Raw genomic sequence first — 20,559 nt, forward strand, 5'->3', positions numbered from 1 at the left:
TTTACAGCGAATAGGTCCTCAAGTGGGGGAATTTGTTTGCGCAACCGCCTGCGGTCTGTTGAAATAGAGAGAACTTCCACACTAGGAGGTTGGCGCGGGAGCAGGTAGAAGTTGTGCAGAACCGTGAGGCTGACATCAACCCCCCCGTACCAGCGCCGTCTGTTAAACCTTGGAGTAACTCGCAATGAAAAAATCTCTTGTTGCCTTGGCAGTGCTGGCCGCTTCCGGCGCCGCAATGGCTCAATCTTCCGTGACCCTGTTCGGTATCGTTGATGCTGGCGTGACCTACGCTAAGACCAGCGGTGGCGAAAGCAACTACGGTCTGACCAACTCCGGTAACGCCACCAGCCGTCTGGGCTTCCGCGGCGTGGAAGATCTGGGTGGCGGTCTGAAGGCTGGTTTCTGGCTGGAAGGCGCAATCCAGAACGACAGCGGTACCGCTTCCGGCGGCGGCGCTGCAGGTCCTGGCTTCGAGTTCAAGCGTCGTTCCACCGTGTCCCTGATGGGCAACTTCGGTGAAGTGCGTCTGGGTCGCGAACTGACCGCAGCTTACAACACCGTGTCTGGCTACGACGTGTTCGGCCAAGTCGGTATCGGCCAAAACTTCAGCTTCGGCAACGGCACCTACGGCTTCGGCGACCCAGTTCGCGTGGGCAACATGGTTTCGTACTACACCCCTAACATGTCCGGCTTCACCGCTGGCGTGAACTACGGCTTCGGCGAAACCGCTGGCGACAGCTCCGCTAAGCGTTACATCGGCGTGTCCGCTGGTTACAACAACGGCCCTCTGAGCGCCGGTATTGCTTACGACCAGCAAAACGATCCTACCGCCAGCTTCGAAAAGGCTCAAGGTCTGGGTCTGGGCGCTGCTTACAACTTCGGCGCTTTCAAGCTGTCGGGTCTGATCCGTCAAGTGCAAAGCACCCCAGTGGGTGGTGGCAGCAAGGCTAAGTTCCAGTCCGCTGGTCTGGGCGCAACCGCTGCTGTCGGCGCTGCTGGCGAAGCCCGTCTGGCTTACAACTACTACGACAACAAGGAAATCGAAGGCAAGGCTCACCAGCTGTCGCTGGGCTATGTCCACAACCTGTCGAAGCGCACCGCTCTGTACGGCACCTACGCTTTCCTGAAGAACCAGAAGAGCGAAACCATGAGCCTGTCGGCTAACGGCCTGGGCATCGACCCAGCCCGCGCCGGCAAGAACCAAAACGCTATCACCGTTGGTGTGCGTCACGCTTTCTAATGAATGGCTAGGGTTTCCTAGCTACTCAATCTGAAAAGCAAAAAGCCCGTCGAAAGACGGGCTTTTTTTATGCCTGCTCGCCGCTGCCCTGTCCAGGCGCTCGGCCTTGTTCTGGGTAGATGGGGTCACTGCAGCGGCGACAGCGGCTGCGCCCGCTCGTGTTATCAGCCTGTCAAAGGTCCCATCTTGAAGCCCCACGCCGTGGGAAGCGCGAGACCCGTTGTGCTTTCCTGCCGATGCGGCAGGAGCGCTGCGGCGCTGGCTTGTGGCAGGCTTGATACATACCGCATGCTGTATCGGCGCTGGTAGCCGCCAAGATGCGCCTGTATCGCTTTTTTGACATGTGGGAATGGAAGGGCAGGCGTGGTCTGGCAGGCAGCGCGTTTTCATAATTAGCAGATGAAGCCGTGTTTTGCCCGACAAAACACCTGCTTTTGCCGGTCACCTAACAGAAATAAACGCGACTCGGGAATATCCCCGCCCTGGGGGAAGCACCATGCGGAAGATCGATTCCTTGCGGCATAGTGAAGCACTACTATTCTGCGAGGACTTATGAAACAGCCTTCTCTTGCTCTGGTTGCGATAGCGGTAGCCACCGTTTTGTCAGCTGGCGTGGCCCAGGCCAAGCCCTTCAAGTGGGCCAGCCAGGCCGACGTTGCCAGCTGGGATATCCATGCGCAAAACAATGGCCTGCACAACGCCATTCATCCCTATGTCTACGAGACCCTGGTCACCTACAACAGCAAGACCTTTGCGGTCGAGCCGCTGCTGGCTACCTCGTGGAAGGAAGTCACCCCCAAACAGATGCGCTTTTCATTGCGCCAGGGTGTGAAGTTCCAGGATGGCTCGAACTTCACCGCCGATGATGCGGTGTTCTCGATCACCCGTGCGATGGCCAAGACCTCGAACTACGGCCCCTTTGTCCAGGGCATCGAGAAGGTCGTCAAGGTCGATGATGGCACCATCGATATCTTCATGGTGGACCCCAATCCCGTGCTGCTGCGCCAGATGACCGAGCTGCGCATGATGAGCAAGGCCTGGTCGGAGAAGAACAAGTCCACCGAGCCGATGGACATCAAGAAGTCCGACGAGAATTTTGCCCACCGCAATGCGATGGGCACCGGCCCGTTCATTCTGGAGTCCTGGCAGCCCGATGTGCGCATGGTGCTCAAGAAGAACCCCAACTGGTGGGGCCAGATGCCGGGCAATGTGACTTCGATCACCTACACCCCGATCAAATCGGCGCCGACCCGCATGGCGGCGCTGCTGTCCGGTGAAGTGGACATGGTGCTCGATCCAACGCCGCAAGACTTGAACCGCCTGCGCGCCAGCCCGGACCTGAAGATCCTTGAAGGCTTGGAGAACCGCACAATTTTCTTTGGCATGGACCAGTTCCGTGACGAGCTGCCCGGCTCCAGCGTCAAGGGCAAGAACCCGCTCAAGGACCAGAAGGTGCGCCAGGCGCTCTACCAGTCCATCGACATCCAGGCGATCACCAAGACCATCCTGCGCGGCCTGGGCAAGCCCACTGGCACCCTGGTGGCGCCCCAGGTCAATGGCTGGACCGAGACCGTGGGCCAGCGCCTGCCCTATGACCAGGACGCCGCCAAGAAGCTGCTCACGCAAGCGGGCTACCCCGATGGCTTCGAGGTCGACTTTGCCTGCCCCAACAACCGCTATATCAGCGACGAGGCGATCTGCCAGGCGGTCACCGCGATGTGGGCCAAGATCGGGGTCAAGGCCAAGCTGCGCACCTTGCCAATGGTCACCTACTTCCCGATGATCCAGCGCAACGAAGCGAGCATCTACATGCTCGGCTGGGGTGTGCCGACTTTCGATTCGCTCTACAGCCTGCAGTCACTGGTGCGCACCGTCGGCAAGGGCGGCGACGGAAACTACAATGTCGGCCGCTACAGCAACGAGCGCATGGATTATCTGGTGGACCGCGTGAAAACGGAAACCGACCAGCCCGTGCGCACCCGCATGCTGACCGAGGGTTTGCAGCTGTCCAACGACACGGTCTCGCACCTGCCGCTGTATGACCAGGTGATCCCCTGGGCGATGAAGAAGAACATCGACCTGGTGCACCGCGCAGACAACCGGGTGGACATCAAACTGGTGACGGTCCGTTAACCAACGGCGAGCGGTGCGCAGGCCGGCTGCCCGATGCGGCAGCCGGCCATTTCATAAAAAGCGAAAGAAGAATAGGCAGACAACACGGGTGCCAGGAACGCTCTGCAGAACCCTCACCAACTGGGTTTTGCAGAGAGTTCCTAGGGCACCTTCCCTCTGTTTGTCACGATGAGAGTCAGCCATGTTTGCATTCATATTGCGCCGATTGATACAGGCGGTGATCGTGATGATCGCCGTGGCGTTCATTTCCTTCATGTTGTTCCAGTATGTGGGTGACCCGGTCACCTTCTTGCTGGGCCAGGATGCCACCCCACAGCAGATTGCCGAGTTGCGCAGTGCGCTGGGGCTGGACAAACCGTTTTTCGTGCAGTTCTGGCACTTTTTGCTCAATGCTGCCCAGGGCGAATTCGGCATCAGCCTGCGCCAGGGTGCCAAGGTCTCGTCCCTGATTGCCGAGCGCTTCCCGGCGACCTTTGAGCTGGCTATGGTGGCTGCGTTGCTGGCCTTGGTCATCGGTGTGCCGATGGGCGTGTATGCCGCGCTGCGGCGCGGCAGCTTCATGAGCCAGGTGTTCATGACCTTGTCGCTGCTGGGTGTGTCCCTGCCTACCTTCCTGATCGGTATCTTGCTGATTTTGATCTTCTCGGTGCACCTGGGCTGGTTCCCGAGCTTTGGCCGTGGCACGACGATGCAGCTGGGCTTTTGGAGCACCGGCTTGCTGAGCGCCAAGGGCTGGCACCACATCATCTTGCCGGCCATCACCTTGGCCGTGTTCCAGCTCACGTTGATCATGCGCCTGGTGCGCGCCGAGATGCTGGAGGTGCTGCGCACCGACTACATCAAGTTTGCCAAGGCTCGGGGCCTGAGCAACCGCACGATCTACTTTGGCCATGCCCTCAAGAACACGCTGGTGCCGGTGATGACCATCACCGGTCTGCAGCTGGGAGGCCTGATTGCCTTTGCCATCATCACCGAGACGGTGTTCCAGTGGCCGGGCATGGGCCTGCTGTTCATCCAGGCGGTGACCTTTGCCGATATCCCGGTCATGGCCGCCTACCTGTGCCTGATTGCGCTGATTTTTGTGGTGATCAACCTGGTGGTCGATCTGTTGTATTTCGCTGTCGACCCGCGCCTGCGCGTCGAAAAATCGGGAGGGCACTGAGATGCCACGTCTGCCTTATAGCGCGAGCTCGCGCGCCTTTTCTCACCTGGCCCAGATCCATCCGGAGCTGACGGCCTTCCGCCGTGACCTGCATGCCAATCCGGAGCTGGGTTTCGAAGAAAAATACACCGCTGCTCGCGTGAGCGAGGCCTTGCGCCTGTGTGGTGTTGATGAGATCCACCAGGGCATCGGCAAGACCGGCGTGGTCGGTGTGATCCGTGGCCACAAGCACGGCAGCGGCCGCATGATCGGCCTGCGCGCCGATATGGATGCACTGCCGATCACCGAGCAGGGCAACTGCAGCTGGCGCTCGGGCAAGCAGGGGCTGATGCATGCCTGCGGCCATGATGGCCACACTGCGATGCTGGTGGGCGCGGCGCGCTATCTGGCCGAGACGCGCAATTTTGACGGCACCGCCGTGCTGATCTTCCAGCCCGGCGAGGAGGGCTATGCCGGCGCGCGCGAGATGATCCAGGATGGCCTGTTCGAGCGCTTCCCGGTCGATTCGGTCTATGCGATGCACAACTGGCCTGCGATGCGCCAGGGCATGATCGGCATCAACCCCGGCGCGATGATGGCCGCGGCCGACCGCATCCAGATCAATATCACGGGCAAGGGCGGCCACGGCGCCCATCCTTACCAGACCAATGATGTGGTGCTGGCGTCGGCACACCTGATTACGGCGATCCAGTCCATCGTCTCGCGCAATGTGCGTGCCATCGACTCGGCCGTCATCAGCATCTGCGCGCTGCAGTCGGGGGACCTGGCTGCGTTCAGCGTCACGCCGGGCTCGTCGACCTTGGTGGGCACGGTGCGCACCTTCAACCCCGATGTGCAGAACATGGTCGAGCGCCGCCTGGGCGAGCTGTGCCAGGCGCTGGGCCTGGCCTTTGGCGTGAACGCGCAGCTGCAGTACGAGCGCTCCTACCCGGCGACGATCAACACGGCCGAAGAAGCGGTGTTTGCCGGCGATGTGGCCTCTGACCTGGTGGGCGAAGCCCTGGTGGTGCGCAACATGGACCCGAGCATGGGCGCTGAGGATTTCTCCTTCATGCTGCAGCAAAAGCCCGGGGCCTATCTGCGCCTGGGCCAGGCCGTCGGTGACGACATCATTCCGCTGCACAACAACCGCTACGACTTCAATGACGATGTGCTGCCGCTGGGTGCGGCGCTGCACGCCGGCATTGTCGAGCGTGGCATGCCACTTGCTTTGGGCTAAAGCCTCCGCACCCGGCCCTTGCGGGCCGGACTTCAGAAAAGGGGAAAACGATGAAACACACGATGAGCAAGACCTTGTTGGTATCGATGTTGGCGGCCGCCTATGTTTGCGCCGGCGCGCAGACGGTGCGCATCGGTTCCCAGGGCGACGCCCTGTCCATGGATCCGCATTCCTTCAATGAGACGGTGCAGCTGAGTGTGACCGGCAATGTCTACGAGCCGCTGGCCGGCCGCAACAAGGACCTGAGCCTGCGCCCGGTGCTGGCCACCAAGTGGGAGCAGACCTCACCGACCGTCTGGCGCTTTACCTTGCGCAAGGGCGTGCAGTTCCATGATGGCACGCCGTTCACCGCCGATGATGTGGTGTTCTCGATGATGCGCACGCAGCTCGAAGGCTCGGACATGAAGTCCTACACCAACCCCATCAAGGAGACGCGCAAGGTCGATGACTACACGGTGGACATCGAGACCAAGGACCCGGCCCCGATCCTGCCGAGCATGATCTCGCAGGTCTACATCATGAGCAAGGCCTGGTCCGAGGCCAACAATGCCGTCAACCCGGTGGACCGCCGCAAGGGCATCGAGAACACCGCCTCGTTCAAGGCCAATGGCACCGGCCCCTACCGCGTGCGCGAGCGCCAGCCCAATGTGCGCACCGTCTTCAACCGCAGCGCCAACTACTGGGACAAGGTCGAAGGCAATGTGCAGGAAGTGGTCTACACGCCAGTGGCCAATGATGCGACCCGTGTGGCCGCGCTGCTGTCGGGCCAGGTCGATGTGATCGACCCGGTGCCGGTGCAGGATCTGGACCGTGTCGCCAATACCGGCGGCACCCGTGTGGTGTCCGGGCCTGAGCTGCGCGCCATCTTCATGGGCATGGACCAAAAGCGCGATGAGCTGCTGAACTCCAGCGTCAAGGGCAAGAACCCGTTCAAGGACAAGCGCGTGCGCCAGGCCTTCTACCAGGCCATCGATATCGAGGGCCTGCACAAACAGGTGATGCGCGGGGCCTCGGGCAATCTGGCCACCTTGATCGGCAAGGGCGTCAACGGCTACACCGACGACATCAAGCGCCTGCCCTACGACCCGGCTGCGGCCAAGAAACTGCTGAGCGAAGCGGGCTACCCCGATGGTTTCTCGCTGACCTTGAACTGCTCTAACGACCGCTATATCAACGACAGCCGCATCTGCCAGGCGGTATCGGCCAACCTGGCCAAGATCGGCGTCAAGGTGCAGCTCAATGCCGAGACCAAGGGCACCTATTTCCCGCGCATCATGCGCCATGAAACGGCCTTCTACATCCTGGGCTGGACGCCGTCGACCTACGACGCCCACAACCCGCTGCTGGCCTTGATGAACTGCAATGACGGCAAGGGTGCTGGCGCGTTCAACTACGGCAACTACTGCAATCCCAAGGTCGATGCCTTGACCCGCCAGGTGCAGTCGGAGACCGACACCACCAAGCGCAACCAGGCGATCCATGAGGCGCTGCAGACCGTGGCCGACGATGTGGGCTACCTGCCGCTGCACCAGCAGTTCATGAACTGGGGTGTCAGCAAGAACGTCGAGCTGGTGCAGATGGCCGATGGCTTCATGCCCTTCAAGTGGATGACCGTGAAGAAGTAAATGCCCCGGGCCGCTGCGCTGCAGCGGCTGGCGACTAGAGAGAGAAGATGACGATGAAAAACCGAATCAGGCGCTGGATGGACAGCGATGTGGGCTACAGCTTTCGCAATTCGCCCACAGCCATCGTGGCCGCCCTCATTGCGGCGGTCTGCGTGTTTTGCGCGCTGTTTGCCGGCTGGGTGGCGCCGCACAACCCCTTTGACCTGACCACGCTGGAGCTGAGCGATGCGCGCATCCCGCCGGTGTGGAGCGAAGAGGGCGGCTGGAAGTACATCCTGGGCACCGATGACCAGGGCCGCGACATTCTGTCGGCGCTGATGTATGGCGCGCGCATTTCGCTGATCGTGGGACTGGCCTCAGTGGCCCTGTCCGTGGTCGTCGGGGTGGGTCTGGGCCTGCTGGCTGGCTTCAAGGGTGGCTGGATCGATTCGGTGCTGATGCGCCTGTGCGATGTGATGCTGTCCTTCCCGGCCATCCTGGTCGCCTTGCTGATCGCCGGTGTGGGCCGCGCGGTGTTTCCCAATGCCAATGAATCGCTGGCCTTTGGCGTGCTGATCATCTCGATCTCGCTCACCGGCTGGGTGCAGTACGCACGCACGGTGCGCGGCTCGACGATGGTCGAGCGCAACAAGGAATATGTGCAGGCCGCCCGCGTCACCGGCGTGGCGCCGCTGCGCATCATGGTCAAGCATGTGCTGCCCAATGTGCTGGGCCCGGTCATGGTGCTGGCCACCATCCAGGTGGCCACAGCCATCATCACCGAGGCGACCCTGTCTTTCCTCGGCGTGGGCGCGCCGCCCACGTCGCCCTCGCTGGGCACCCTGATCCGCGTGGGCAATGACTACCTGTTCTCCGGCGAATGGTGGATCACGATCTTCCCGGGCCTGATGCTGGTGCTGATCGCGCTGTCGGTCAACCTGCTGGGCGACTGGCTGCGCGATGCGCTCAACCCGCGCCTGCGTTGATGGTGCGGACACAAGACGAACAAGGAACAACCACGATGTCATTGTTGGAAGTTAAAAATCTGGTGGTCGAGTTTCCCAATCGCCATGGTGTGCTGCGGGCGCTGGACAACATCTCCTTTTCCATCGCCCCCGGCGAGATCCTGGGCGTGGTCGGTGAATCGGGCGCGGGCAAGTCGCTGACGGGCGCGTCCATCATCGGCCTGCTCGAGCCGCCAGGCCATGTGGCCTCGGGCGAGATCGTGCTCGAAGGCGAACGCATCGACAACCTGTCCGCCGACAAGATGCGCCATATCCGGGGCCGCCGCATTGGCGCGATCTTCCAGGACCCGCTCACGTCGCTGAACCCGCTCTACACCGTGGGGCGCCAGCTGATCGAGACCATCCAGACCCACCTCAAGCTCTCGGCCTCGGAGGCGCGCCAGCGCGCGATCGAACTGCTCAAGGACACCGGCATTCCGGCAGCCGAAGAGCGGATTGACCACTTTCCGCACCAGTTCTCCGGCGGCATGCGCCAGCGCGTGGTGATTGCGCTGGCCCTGGCGGCCGAGCCCAAGCTGATCGTGGCCGACGAGCCCACGACGGCGCTCGACGTATCGATCCAGGCGCAGATCATCAGCCTGCTCAAGAACATCTGCCGCACCCGGGGTGCGGCGGTGATGCTGATCACCCATGACATGGGCGTGATTGCCGAGACCTGTGACCGGGTCGCGGTGATGTACGCCGGCCGTGTTGCGGAAATCGGCCCGGTGCATGAGGTGATCAACCACCCCGCGCACCCCTATACCCGGGGCCTGATGGCGTCCATCCCCGATATGGAAGCCGACCGTGAGCGCCTGAACCAGATCGACGGCGCGATGCCTCGGCTCAATGCCATCCCCAAGGGCTGCGCCTTCAACCCGCGCTGCCCCCAGGTGTTTGACCGCTGCATGGAGCAGCGCCCCGAGCTGATGGCCGCGGGCGCCACCCAGGCCGCCTGCTGGCTGCATGCAGCCGATTACCAGCCCCAAGTGGCTGCCACCGAGGACACGGTATGAGCGAGATGGCAACCATGACGAACAAGGACACAGCAGCGCTGCAAGGCGCGGGCGACAAGCAGCCCCTGGTGCAGGCGCGTGACCTGGCCAAGACCTTTGATGTGTCGGCGCCCTGGCTCAACCGGGTGCTGGAGCGCAAGCCGCGCAGCCTGCTGCGCGCCGTCGATGGCGTGAGCTTTGACATAGAAAAGGGCAAGACCCTGGCCTTGGTGGGCGAGTCCGGCTGCGGCAAGAGCACGGTGGCGCGCCTGTTGGTGGGCCTGTACGGCCCCACGCGCGGCACCTTCACCTTCGATGGCCAGGACGCGCATGCCGCATTCCGCGACCCGAATGCGCGTGCGATGCGCCGCCGCGTGCAGATGATCTTCCAGGATCCCTATGCCAGCCTGAACCCGCGCTGGTCGGTCGAGCAGATCATTGGCGAGCCGCTCAAGGAGCATGGCCTGATCACCAACACCGAGCAGCTCAAGGCGCGCGTGGCCGAGCTGCTGGTGCAGGTGGGCCTGGCGCCGATGGACATGATCAAGTACCCGCACCAGTTCTCGGGCGGGCAGCGCCAGCGCATCTCCATCGCCCGCGCACTGGCGACCGAGCCGGAGTTCCTGGTCTGCGACGAGCCCACCTCGGCGCTCGATGTGTCGGTGCAGGCCCAGGTGCTCAACATCATGAAGGACCTGCAGAAAAAGCGCGGTCTGACCTACCTGTTCATCTCGCACAACCTGGCCGTCGTGCGCCATGTCAGCGACCAGGTGGGGGTCATGTATCTGGGTAGGCTGGTAGAGCTGGCCGATAAGCAAACCCTGTTTGCCAAGCCGCGCCACCCCTACACGCGCATGCTGCTCGATGCCATCCCGAAGATGCACGACACCGGCAAGGCGCGCACCCCCGTGCAGGGCGAGGTGCCCAATCCACTGAACCCTCCGACCGGCTGCGCTTTCAACCCGCGCTGCCCGCTGGCCAATGAACGCTGCCGCAGCGAGCGTCCACAGCTGCTCGACGATGGCGGCGTGAAGGTGGCCTGCCATGCGGTGCAAGAGGGGCGCATCCCCGTTGTGTGATGCACTGGCGACCGCCTGCGCTGTGCGCGGGCAGCCCTCCCAACCGGCGTCCTGGACGCCGGTTTTTTCTTGGAGCGGATGCCTTGACAAGCCCCTTGGCTATTACAGAAAGTCACACCTGCGTCATCTGGCGGACAAACCATAGAGCTCTTTGTCAAAACGGAGAGAGCAGAAATGGTTGCATTGTCAGTGCGAGAGGGTGCACGTCAGGTGATGGTTTGGACCGTGTGCGGCGTGGCAGCCGCCGTGTTGGTGGCTTGCGGTGGAGGCGGCTCCAGCGACAACGACAGCGAAAAAGACGATGTGCTGACGATCCTGCACATCAACGACCACCATTCCACCTTGGCCAGCAAGACGGCGACGCTGCAGTTGCCGGTGGACGGCAAGACCACGGCCGTCACCGTGGACGCCGCAGGTTTCCCCCGCGTGACGGCCGCCATCGAAGCGATCGCTGCGCAGTCGACCCATGTGCTCAAGCTGCACGCCGGTGATGCGGTGACCGGTACCTTGTACTTCAACCGCGCAGGTGCCGATGGCGAGGCCGACATGGCCATGCTCAACACCGTGTGCTTTGATGCCTACACCTTGGGCAACCACGAGTTCGACAAGGGCGACACGGGCCTCAAGGGCATCCTCGATCGCCTCAAGAGCGGCAAATGCACGACCCCGGTGCTGAGCGCGAACGTGCAGTTCGGTGCCAGCTCGGCGCTGAACCCCAGCCGCGCACCGAACATGGTCTCGCCCTCCACCGTGGTCGAGCGTGGCGGCCAGAAGATCGGTATCGTCGGCCTGACCATTGCGCAAAAGACCAAGGCCTCGTCCAGCCCGGACAAGGACACCTTGTTCGAAGACGAAGCCGTGGTGGCCCAGCGCGAAATCGACAAGCTGCAGGCCCAAGGCGTCAAGCGCATTGTGCTGCTCAGCCACATCGGCTACGACAACGACCGTGCCCTCGCCAAAAAGCTGCGCGGTGTGGACGTGATCGTCGGCGGCGACTCGCACACCCTGCTGGGCCCTGACGCGATGAAGACCATCGGCGTGGGCACGCCAGGCGGCGCCTACCCCACCAACACCACCGACCTCGACGGCAAGCCCGTCTGTATCGTGCAGGCCTGGGAATACTCGCAGGTCGTCGGTGAGCTCAAGGTCAAGTTCGACAAGGACGGCGTGGTCAGCCAGTGCGAAGGCACGCCCCATGTGCTGATCGGCGATGACTTCAAGATCGCCGGCACTGCCGCGACCGAAGCGCAGCGCACGTCCATCATCAGCAGCGTGAACGCCGCCGGCTTCCTGCGCATCACGGCGCCGTCCGCCCAGGCGGCCGCCGTGCTCAAGCCTTTCACCGAAAAGGTCGCCAGCTTCAACGTGACCAAGGTGGCCTATGCCCCGCAAGAGCTGTGCTCGCGCCGGGTGCCGGGCGGCGAAGGCAGCACCGACTACAGCCGCTCCAGCGCGGCCTGCAATGCCGAAGGCAGCGTCAGCCTGCGCGGTGGCGATATCCAGCAGCTGGTGGCCCAGTCCTACCTGGAAGTGGCCAACGCGCACTACGGCGGTGCCGACATCTCGCTGCAAAGCGGCGGTGGCGTGCGCATTCCGCTCAATGGTGAAGTGACCGCGGCCAATGCGATCCAGGTGCTGCCGTTTGGCAACATGCTGTTCCGCCTGGATGTGACCGGCGCGGAAGTCAAGGGCATGCTTGAAGACGGCCTGGAAGCTGTCTACGGCGCAGGCGGCTCGACGGGCCCTTACCCCTACACCGGCGGCATGCGCTTTGATGTAAATGCCAAGGCCGCCTTTGGCAGCCGTGTCACCGGCATCGAAGTGCGCGACACCACCAGCGGCCAATGGACTGCGCTGGACCAGGGCAAGACCTATCGCCTCTTTGTGCTGAGCTTCAACGCCAACGGCGGTGACGGCTACAAGACCTTGGCCTCGGTGCCAGCAGCGCGCCGCCTCGATATCGGCGTGCTCGATGCCGATGTGTTCTTCAACTACATCGAATCGCAGCCCAAGGATGCCACCACCGGTCTGCCAGCGCTCAAGCGCCTGTCCACCGACCTGTACAGCACCAAGAGCTTTGTGGATGTGCGTTAAACACTGACGCCGCATGACGAAGGGGCAGCCTAGGCTGCCCCATTTTTCGTTCCGGCCAGGCAAAAACGCCGTCAGGTATAGCGCTTGGCGTGCAGGTTGTCCTTCATCTGCTGCAGCACCGGCTGCAGCGGCTCGCCGATGCGCAGCGCCACGCTGGTGGCCAGCACATCGAGAATCAAGAGGTGCAGCAGGCGCGAAACCATGGGGCTGTAGCGGTCATAGCCTTCGGGGTGGTCGGCGGCCAGGTGGATATTGGCCGCGCGTGCCAGCGGCGAGCCGCTGGCGGTGATGACAATCGTCGTGGCGCCATTGCGCTTGGCAATGTCGGTGGCATCCATCAGGTCGCGCGTGCGGCCGGAGTTGGAGATAACGATAGCGCAGTCGCCCGCACCCAGCATGGTGGCGCTCATCACCTGCATATGGCCGTCGCTGGTCGCCAAACTGGTAACGCCCAGGCGGAAAAACTTGTGCTGCCCATCCTGCGCGACGATGCCGGAATTGCCCACGCCATAGAACTCGATGCGCTTGCCCGCCTGCCAGGTCGCCACGATGGCGCTGGACGCGGCCTCCAGCGCCGTGGTGCTGGCAGCATTGCGGTAGGCCAGAAAGGCCGCGACCGAGTTGTCCACCACCTTGACCAGCACATCGCTGGTCTTGTCATCGGCATCGACACTGCGGTGGATAAAAGGCACGCCTTCGCTGACGCTGCCAGCGAGCTTGAGCTTGAAATCGGCCAGGCCGTCATAGCCCATGCTGCGGCAAAAGCGCACCACGGTGGGCTTGCTGACATGGGCGAGCTCGGCCAGCTCGCGCACCGGGCGCGAGGCAAAGGCGCGCGGGTCGGCCAGCACCAGGCGGGCCACGCGCTGCTCGGCCGGTGCCAGCGAGGGGAGAGAAGCGGTGATGCGGTCTAGCATGGGGATCCCTTGTGGGTGGTAGCGGTGCTCAAAACTCTTCCATCCAGCTGTGGCCGTCGCGCGCGACCAGTGCGCTGGCAGCGCCCGGGCCCCAATGTCCGGCCACATAGGGGCGCGGGCTTTCGCCGCGGGCATTGGCCTGCTGCCAGGTCTCCAGAATCGGCTCCACCCACTGCCAAGCGGCCTCCTGCTCGTCGGCACGCACAAACAGGTTCAGGCGCCCAGCGATCACGTCGAGCAGCAGGCGCTCGTAGGCGCCCACGCGCTCGGTGCCAAAGCGCTGGTCAAAGTCCAGATCCAGCGCGGCGGGCGACAAGGTCTGCACACCGCCGGTATCGGCCTGGCTTTGCGCAGCAGCCATCAGCTGCAGGGTCAGGCCATCCTTGGGCTGCAGGTGGATGGTGAGGCGATTGGCCGCGCCCAGCGGCGTGCGGTAGATGGCATGGGGCACCTGGCGGAAATGAACGACGATCGAGGCCTCGCGCCCGGCCAGGCGCTTGCCGGTGCGGATGAAAAAGGGCACACCGGCCCAGCGCCAGTTGCTGATCTCGGTGCGCAGCGCGACAAAGGTCTCGGTCTGGCTGGTGGGCGAGACGCCTTCTTCCTGGCGGTAGCCCGGCACCGGCTTGCCGGCAATCTGGCCTGCCGCGTACTGGCCGCGCACCACGTCGCGGCTCACCGTCTCCGGTGTCCAGCGCTTGAGTGACTGCAGCACCTTGAGCTTTTCATTGCGGATCGCATCGGCGTCAGCGCTGATGGGTGGCTCCATGCCAATCGCGCACAGCAGCTGCAGCGCATGGTTTTGCACCATGTCGCGCAGCGCGCCGGTACTTTCGTAGAACTCGCCGCGCTTTTCCACGCCCAGCTGCTCGGCCATCGTAATCTCGATGCTGGCAATGTTCTCGCGCCGCCACAGGGGCTCGAAGATGGCATTGCCAAAGCGCAGCGCCAGCAGGTTCTGGACCGAGGGCTTGCCCAGGTAGTGGTCGATGCGGAAGATCTGCGCCTCGGAAAACACCTCGCGCACCGCTGCATTGATCGCGCGGTTCGAGGGCAGGTCATGGCCCAGCGGCTTTTCCAGCACCACGCGGGTGCGCTCGGTGGCCAGGCCCGCTGCGCCCAGCTGCTCGCAAACGGTGGTGAACAGCGAGGGAGCGGTAGCCAGGTACATCACGACGGTGTCGGCATCGCGCGCCTGCAGCAGCTCGCGCAGCGCGGCATAGTCGGCCGGTTGCGACAGGTCCATGCGCAGGTAGTGCAGGTGCTGGGCAAAGCGGGCAAATTCCGCGTCGCTGGGCCGCTTGTCGGCCTCGACCTCGGCCAGCCGCTGGGCGATCAGCGCGCGGTACTCGTCGTCACTCATTGCCCCTCGGCCCACGCCGATGATGCGCCCGCCCGCAGGCAGGCTGCCGTGGCGGAAAGATTGAAACAGCGCGGGCAGCAATTTGCGCCAGGCCAGATCGCCGGTGCCGCCAAATAAAACCAGATCAAAACGCATGAAACTTCCTGAACATCAAGGCAGGGATTAATGTAACTCAGTTTCATGTTCGGGGAGAAGACGTAGAATGCATCCACCCCTCAACCGCACATAAGTTCGGTTAAGCTTGAGCGCCCCCCGTGTTGGCTGCAACGCGTAGGGGCAGACAAGCACGGCTAACCGGATATGGACCAAGAGCAGACCATGAACCAACTCGATGCACTCAAAGCGCTGACCACGGTGGTGGCAGATACCGGTGACTTTCACCAGCTGGCGCAGTTCCAGCCGCAAGACGCGACGACCAACCCGTCCCTGATCCTCAAGGCTGTGCAGAAGGCCGAATACGCGCCGCTGCTGACGGAGACCGTGCAAAAGTTCCGCGGCAAGCCGCTCGATGAGGTGATGGACCGCCTGCTGGTGCGCTTTGGCGCCGAGATCCTGTCCATCATCCCGGGCCGTGTGTCGACCGAGGTCGATGCCCGCCTGTCATTCGACACAGACGCGACAGTGGCCCGTGCCCAGCGCATCATCGCGCTGTACGAGGCCGAGGGCGTGCACATCGACCGCGTGCTGATCAAGATCGCCTCCACCTGGGAAGGCATCCAGGCGGCCAAGGCGCTGGAAGCGCAGGGCATCCACACCAACCTGACCTTGCTGTTCGCCCAGTGCCAGGCCATCGCCTGCGGCCAGGCCCAGGTGCAGCTGATCTCGCCGTTTGTCGGCCGTATCTACGACTGGTACAAAAAGCAGGCTGGCAGCAACTGGGACGAAGCTGCGATGGCCGGTGCCAACGACCCGGGTGTGAAATCGGTCAAGGCCATATTCGATTACTACAAGCATTTCGGCATCACGACCGAAGTGATGGGCGCGAGCTTCCGCAATATCGGCCAGGTCACCGCGCTGGCGGGCTGCGATCTGCTGACCATCTCGCCCGAGCTGCTGGCCCAGTTGGCCGCCGCTGACGCACCGCTGCAGCCCGCGCTGAACGCCGAAGCGGCCAAGGCGCTGTCGCTGGAGCATGTGCAGTATGACGAGGCGGGCTTTCGCTTTGCACTGAACGAAGACGCGATGGCCACCGAAAAGCTGGCCGAAGGCATCCGCGCTTTTGTCGCCGATGCCATCAAGCTCGACAAGTTGTTGCAATCGGCCTGATCGGGTGGCTGCCAGCCCGCCTGGCAGCCCCGTGCAGCCATTTACACTGCCCTATGAACCGAGAATGTGCGACACAGCGCAAGCGCTGCGATGAAACCCCCGCGTGGCAAGAACTGCAAAAATACTACGACGCTGAGGGCCGAGGCCAGGACCTGCGCGCGGCCTTTGCCGACGATGCGTCCCGACTGGACCAGTTCAGCCAGCAAGCGCCCCATCTGTTTGCCGACCTGTCCAAGAACCTGATCGACCGCCACAGCCAGCAGCTTTTGCTGCAGCTGGCGCGCGACTGTGACCTGGAGAAGGCGCGCGATGCGATGTTTGCTGGGGCAGAGGTCAATGCCTCCGAAGGCCGCGCCGCCATGCACTGGCTGCTGCGCCAGCCCGCCCAGGGCCTGGAGAACTGGCTACCGGGCAGCTCCGCCGAGGTGCATGCGGCGCTGGCCGATGTGCACAGCAGCCTGACCCAGATGCTGGCGTTGGCCGAGCAGGTGCGTGCCAACCCGCAGATCACCGACATCGTCAACATCGGCATTGGTGGCTCGGACCTGGGCCCGGCCATGGTGGTCAATGCGCTGGAGGACTGGCGCATTGCCGGCAAGCGCTTCCACTTTGTCTCGAATGTGGACGGGCATGAGCTGGGCCATGTGCTGGCGCAGACCCGGCCCGAGAGCACCTTGTTCCTGGTCGCATCCAAGTCTTTCACGACCCTGGAGACCATGGTCAACGCGCATTCGGCGCGCGACTGGTTCATTGCGCAAGGCGGCAGCGAGGACCGCAGCGCCGCGCTGTCGATCTCCAAGCACTTCTGGGCGCTGACCACCAACACCGAGGCGGCCGCTGCCTTTGGCATCGACACCACGCTGGGTTTCTGGGACTGGGTCGGCGGGCGCTATTCGCTGTGGTCGGTGATCGGCCTGCCGATTGCGATTGCGGTGGGGGCCGAGTCCTTCCGTGCGCTGCTGCAGGGCGCGCATGACATGGATGTGCACTTCAAGACCGCGCCGCTGGCGCAGAACCTGCCGGTGCGCCTGGGCCTGCTCGATGTCTGGTACCGCAACTTCCACGGCTTTGCCACACGCTGTGTAGCGCCCTACAGCCATGGTCTGCGCCGGCTGTCGGCCTATTTGCAGCAGCTGGAGATGGAGAGCAACGGCAAGGGCCGGGATGTAGACAACCAGCCGCTGCCCTATGCAACGTCGCCGGTGGTCTGGGGCGAGCCCGGCACCAATGGCCAGCACGCCTTTTTCCAGATGATCCACCAGGGCCGCGATGTGATCCCGGTGGAGTTCATCGCCGCGCGCGAGGGCGGCAAGAACCTGGCCAGCCACCAGAACAACCTGGTGATCAATGCGATTGCGCAGGCGCAGGCGCTGCTGGTGGGGCGCACCGAAGAGCAAGGCCCCAAGTACTGCCCGGGCAACCGCCCCAGCAGCTTCTTGCTGATGGACAAGCTCACCCCCACCTCGCTGGGCGCGCTGATTGCTTTGTACGAGCACCGCGTGTTTGTCAGCGGTGCCCTTTGGGGCATCAACAGCTTTGACCAGTGGGGCGTGGAGCTGGGCAAGCAACTGGCCAAGGACCTGTTTGCGCGCCGCGACCAGGGTGACTGGCAGGGCGTGGATCCCTCGACCGTGGCGCTGGTGAGCCGGCTGGCGCCCTGACGCTGCTCGCCAGGCACTGCCGTGTGGAGATACGGCAGTGCAGCACGGTGTTTCCAAAACAGCAACACATGCTTCTAAATACGCGCTAGGGATTGGCGCGACTCTCTGGAATACTCGGAGGCTGGATGCGCTGGCGCAAAACCGGCGCATCCTTTTTGTTTTAAAGCGCATGTGCAGCGCACCAAGACCAGCGCAATCGCAAAGCTGGTGAGGCATCTTGGCCCGGTGCCGGGATACCCGTTCGTTCATTCCAAGGAGTACACAATGACATTCAGCATCAAGATGGTGGCTGCGGCGGTGGCTTTTGCCGCAGGCGGCGCGGCGTTTGCGCAAAGCACCTTTGACAAGATCAACAGCACTGGCAAGGTGGTGGTGGGCGTGCGCGAGAGCTCGGCCCCGATGGCCTATGCGATTGGCTCCAACCAGACCTTTGGCGGCTACCACGTTGAGCTGTGCGAGCGCGTGCTCAAGGAAATCGCGCCCAAGGCCAAGATCGAATACATGGCGCTGACGGCGCAGAACACGATGCCGCTGGTGCAAAACGGCACCGTGGACATTGGCTGCGGCCCCACCACCAACAACCTGAGCCGCCAAAAGCAAGTGGCTTTTGCCGTGACCACCTATGTGAGCCAGGTGCGCGCAGCCGTCCGTGCCGATTCGAACATCACCAGCGTCAAGCAGCTCGATGGCAAGACGGTGGCGGCCTCGGCCGGTACCACCGCCGTGCAGCTGCTGCGCAAGTTCGCCAAGGACAACAGCATCAACCTGCCCACCACCTTGGGCAAGGACCATTTCGAGAGCTTCATGCTGCTCGAATCAGGCCGCGCTGACGCCTTTGTGCTCGACGACAACCTGCTCGCTGGTGTGATCGCGAACTCGGCCAACCCGGCTGGCTACAAGATCGTCGGCGAGGCGCTGGGGTCGGAGCCCATTGCGCTGCTGTTCCGCAAGGACGATCCGGCCTTCAAGAAGGCCGTGGACGACAGCCTGACCAAGATGATGAAGTCCGGCGAGCTGGCCAAGGTCTATGACAAGTGGTTCATGCAACCCATCCCGCCCAAGGGCCAGGCGCTGAACCTGCCGATGAGCGATACCCTGAAGAAGCTGCTGCAAGAGCCCAACGACAAGCCACTGGAAGCCTACGCGGACCAGTAAGCCGCGCGCTTGCACCCTGCACCCCACCCAGCCCCGGCTGGGTTTTTTATGCCCGCAGGCCGCGCCTATCAGGCAGCGATGGCTGCGCCAAACATCGCATTTTTCATCGCAGGCACCGGCCCCCGCCATGTTGTGCGTAATTGGAATAATTTGCCGCGCTATTGTCGTTTGACCTGGCACAAGGCTCTGCCTAGCATGACGCGCAGTGTTGTCTTGGTGCCCAGCCGCTTTTTGGCCGGCCGCCAAGGCCCGGTTTTCCCGTTTTAGTAGCTATTGATCTGGTACCCACGATGACCCACTTTGTGCACCCCGATGAGGTTCGTTCGCGCTTCTCCCGCGCCATGTCCGATATGTACCGCGACGAAGTGCCGCAATACGGCAACTTGATGGCGCTGGTGGCCCAGGTCAATGCTGAAGTGCTCAAGGCCCAGCCCGCACTGGCCAATGCAATGGCGCAGGCCGACGAGCTGGACCGCCTGGATGTGGAGCGCCATGGCGCCATCCGCGTGGGCACCAAGGAAGAGCTGTCCACCCTGCGCCGCCTGTTTGCCGTGATGGGCATGGAGGCCGTGGGCTACTACGACCTGTCGGTGGCGGGCGTGCCGGTGCACTCCACCGCCTTCCGGCCGGTCTTGGGCAGCTCGCTCAACCGCAACCCTTTTCGCGTGTTCACCTCGCTGCTGCGCCTGGACCTGCTCGCCGATGAAGCGCTGCGCGCGCAAGCCGCGGAGATTCTGGCCCGCCGCCAGATCTTTACCGAACGCGCGCTGGCGCTGATCGCCCAGTGCGAAGCCGCTGGTGGCCTGAGCGATGCAGAGGCCGACGAGTTCGTGCGCGAAGCGCTGGAGACCTTCCGCTGGCACAGCGAGGCGACCGTGGATGCCGCCACCTACGACAAGCTGCACAAGGCGCACCGCCTGGTGGCCGATGTGGTCTGCTTCAAGGGCCCGCACATCAACCACCTGACGCCGCGCACCCTGGATATCGACGCCGCCCAGCTGGGCATGCCCGCCCATGGCATGGATGCCAAGGAGGTGGTCGAAGGCCCACCCCGCCGCGCCTGCCCGATCCTGCTGCGCCAGACCAGCTTCAAGGCGCTGCAGGAGCGCGTGAACTTCCCCGGCAGCGGCGACCAGGGCACGCACACCGCCCGCTTTGGCGAGATCGAGCAGCGCGGCGTGGCCCTGACCCGCAAGGGCCGCGCGCTGTATGACAGCCTGTTGGCCAATGTGCGCAGCATGGGCAATGCCGGCAGCGCCAGCGCCAACTACCAGGACCGCCTGGAGTCATCGTTCGCCGCCTTCCCCGACAGCCATGACGCCATGCGCCAGCAAGGCCTGGCCTTTTACCGCTATGTGCTGCAGCAGCCGGTGGGCGATGCCTCGGCCGATATCGAGACCCTGATTGCCGATGGCGTGGTGCGTGCCGAGCCCATCGTGTACGAAGACTTTCTGCCGGTGAGCGCGGCCGGTATCTTCCAGTCCAACCTGGGCGGCGAAGAGCAAAAGCACTACGAGGCCAACCAGGCCCAGCAGGCCTTCGAGGCCGACCTGGGCGCCCAGGTGCATGACGAGATCGCGCTGTACCAGGCGATGCAGGATGCATCCTTGCAAGCGGTGCGCCAGGCCCTGGCACAAGCCGACGTGGCAGAAAGCGTGGCCTGAGCG

Annotated in this window: 15 protein-coding genes; 13 read left to right on the forward strand and 2 right to left on the reverse strand. The window is 63.3% G+C overall.

Features of this window, described 5'->3' with window-relative positions:
• The first annotated feature begins 184 nt into the window (after nt 1-184).
• The 9 genes from N4T19_RS20545 (at nt 185) to N4T19_RS20585 (ending at nt 12,530) form a co-directional block, all read left to right on the forward strand.
• The gene (locus N4T19_RS20545; RefSeq protein ID WP_182345028.1) at nt 185-1,240 is read left to right on the forward strand and encodes a porin; all 1,056 of its coding nucleotides are present in this window, start codon (nt 185-187) and stop codon (nt 1,238-1,240) included.
• Nucleotides 1,241-1,792: 552 nt separating this feature from the next.
• On the forward strand, nt 1,793-3,373 hold the full coding sequence (locus N4T19_RS20550) for an ABC transporter substrate-binding protein (RefSeq protein WP_182345029.1): 1,581 nt from the start codon (nt 1,793-1,795) through the stop codon (nt 3,371-3,373).
• Nucleotides 3,374-3,554: 181 nt separating this feature from the next.
• Complete coding sequence (locus N4T19_RS20555) at nt 3,555-4,535, forward strand: ABC transporter permease (protein WP_116924570.1); 981 nt, start codon at nt 3,555-3,557, stop codon at nt 4,533-4,535.
• A 1-nt stretch (nt 4,536) separates the two neighbouring features.
• Nucleotides 4,537-5,754: a M20 aminoacylase family protein gene (locus N4T19_RS20560; RefSeq protein WP_021025744.1), complete on the forward strand. Its 1,218-nt coding sequence runs from the start codon at nt 4,537-4,539 to the stop codon at nt 5,752-5,754.
• Between the two features lie 50 nt (nt 5,755-5,804).
• A complete protein-coding gene (locus N4T19_RS20565) occupies nt 5,805-7,379 on the forward strand; it encodes an ABC transporter substrate-binding protein (protein ID WP_116924571.1) in 1,575 nt (524 codons plus the stop codon).
• Between the two features lie 53 nt (nt 7,380-7,432).
• Nucleotides 7,433-8,344: an ABC transporter permease gene (locus N4T19_RS20570; RefSeq protein ID WP_116924572.1), complete on the forward strand. Its 912-nt coding sequence runs from the start codon at nt 7,433-7,435 to the stop codon at nt 8,342-8,344.
• Between the two features lie 35 nt (nt 8,345-8,379).
• Nucleotides 8,380-9,378 carry an ABC transporter ATP-binding protein gene (locus tag N4T19_RS20575; protein ID WP_021025747.1) on the forward strand — a complete coding sequence of 333 codons (999 nt, stop codon included), beginning with the start codon at nt 8,380-8,382 and terminating at the stop codon, nt 9,376-9,378.
• A 5-nt stretch (nt 9,379-9,383) separates the two neighbouring features.
• The gene (locus tag N4T19_RS20580; protein ID WP_232539649.1) at nt 9,384-10,436 is read left to right on the forward strand and encodes an ABC transporter ATP-binding protein; all 1,053 of its coding nucleotides are present in this window, start codon (nt 9,384-9,386) and stop codon (nt 10,434-10,436) included.
• A gap of 213 nt (nt 10,437-10,649) precedes the next feature.
• Nucleotides 10,650-12,530 carry a bifunctional metallophosphatase/5'-nucleotidase gene (locus N4T19_RS20585; RefSeq protein WP_260720329.1) on the forward strand — a complete coding sequence of 627 codons (1,881 nt, stop codon included), beginning with the start codon at nt 10,650-10,652 and terminating at the stop codon, nt 12,528-12,530.
• 71 nt (nt 12,531-12,601) lie between these two features.
• On the opposite strand, the gene N4T19_RS20590 is transcribed toward N4T19_RS20585, so the two are convergent.
• Both N4T19_RS20590 and zwf read right to left on the reverse strand, forming a co-directional pair.
• Nucleotides 12,602-13,447, reverse strand: a complete 846-nt coding sequence (locus tag N4T19_RS20590) for a MurR/RpiR family transcriptional regulator (protein WP_116924574.1) — start codon at nt 13,445-13,447, stop codon at nt 12,602-12,604.
• Nucleotides 13,448-13,475: 28 nt separating this feature from the next.
• Complete coding sequence (zwf, locus tag N4T19_RS20595; protein WP_182345033.1) at nt 13,476-14,945, reverse strand: glucose-6-phosphate dehydrogenase; 1,470 nt, start codon at nt 14,943-14,945, stop codon at nt 13,476-13,478.
• A gap of 183 nt (nt 14,946-15,128) precedes the next feature.
• On the opposite strand from zwf, the gene tal reads away from it, so the two are divergent.
• From tal to hglS, 4 genes are all read left to right on the forward strand, one after another.
• Nucleotides 15,129-16,076 (forward strand): transaldolase, encoded by a 948-nt coding sequence (gene tal, locus N4T19_RS20600; protein WP_116924891.1) that lies wholly within the window; start codon nt 15,129-15,131, stop codon nt 16,074-16,076.
• Between the two features lie 53 nt (nt 16,077-16,129).
• The gene (gene pgi / locus N4T19_RS20605) at nt 16,130-17,737 is read left to right on the forward strand and encodes a glucose-6-phosphate isomerase (RefSeq protein ID WP_182345035.1); all 1,608 of its coding nucleotides are present in this window, start codon (nt 16,130-16,132) and stop codon (nt 17,735-17,737) included.
• Nucleotides 17,738-18,001: 264 nt separating this feature from the next.
• Nucleotides 18,002-18,892, forward strand: coding sequence for a transporter substrate-binding domain-containing protein (locus N4T19_RS20610; RefSeq protein WP_116924577.1), 891 nt, complete (start codon nt 18,002-18,004; stop codon nt 18,890-18,892).
• 290 nt (nt 18,893-19,182) lie between these two features.
• On the forward strand, nt 19,183-20,556 hold the full coding sequence (gene hglS, locus N4T19_RS20615; protein WP_260718903.1) for a 2-oxoadipate dioxygenase/decarboxylase HglS: 1,374 nt from the start codon (nt 19,183-19,185) through the stop codon (nt 20,554-20,556).
• The last annotated feature ends 3 nt before the right edge of the window (nt 20,557-20,559 follow it).

This window comes from Comamonas squillarum, assembly GCF_025309455.1.
Classification (GTDB): Bacteria; Pseudomonadota; Gammaproteobacteria; order Burkholderiales; family Burkholderiaceae_C; genus Comamonas; species Comamonas squillarum.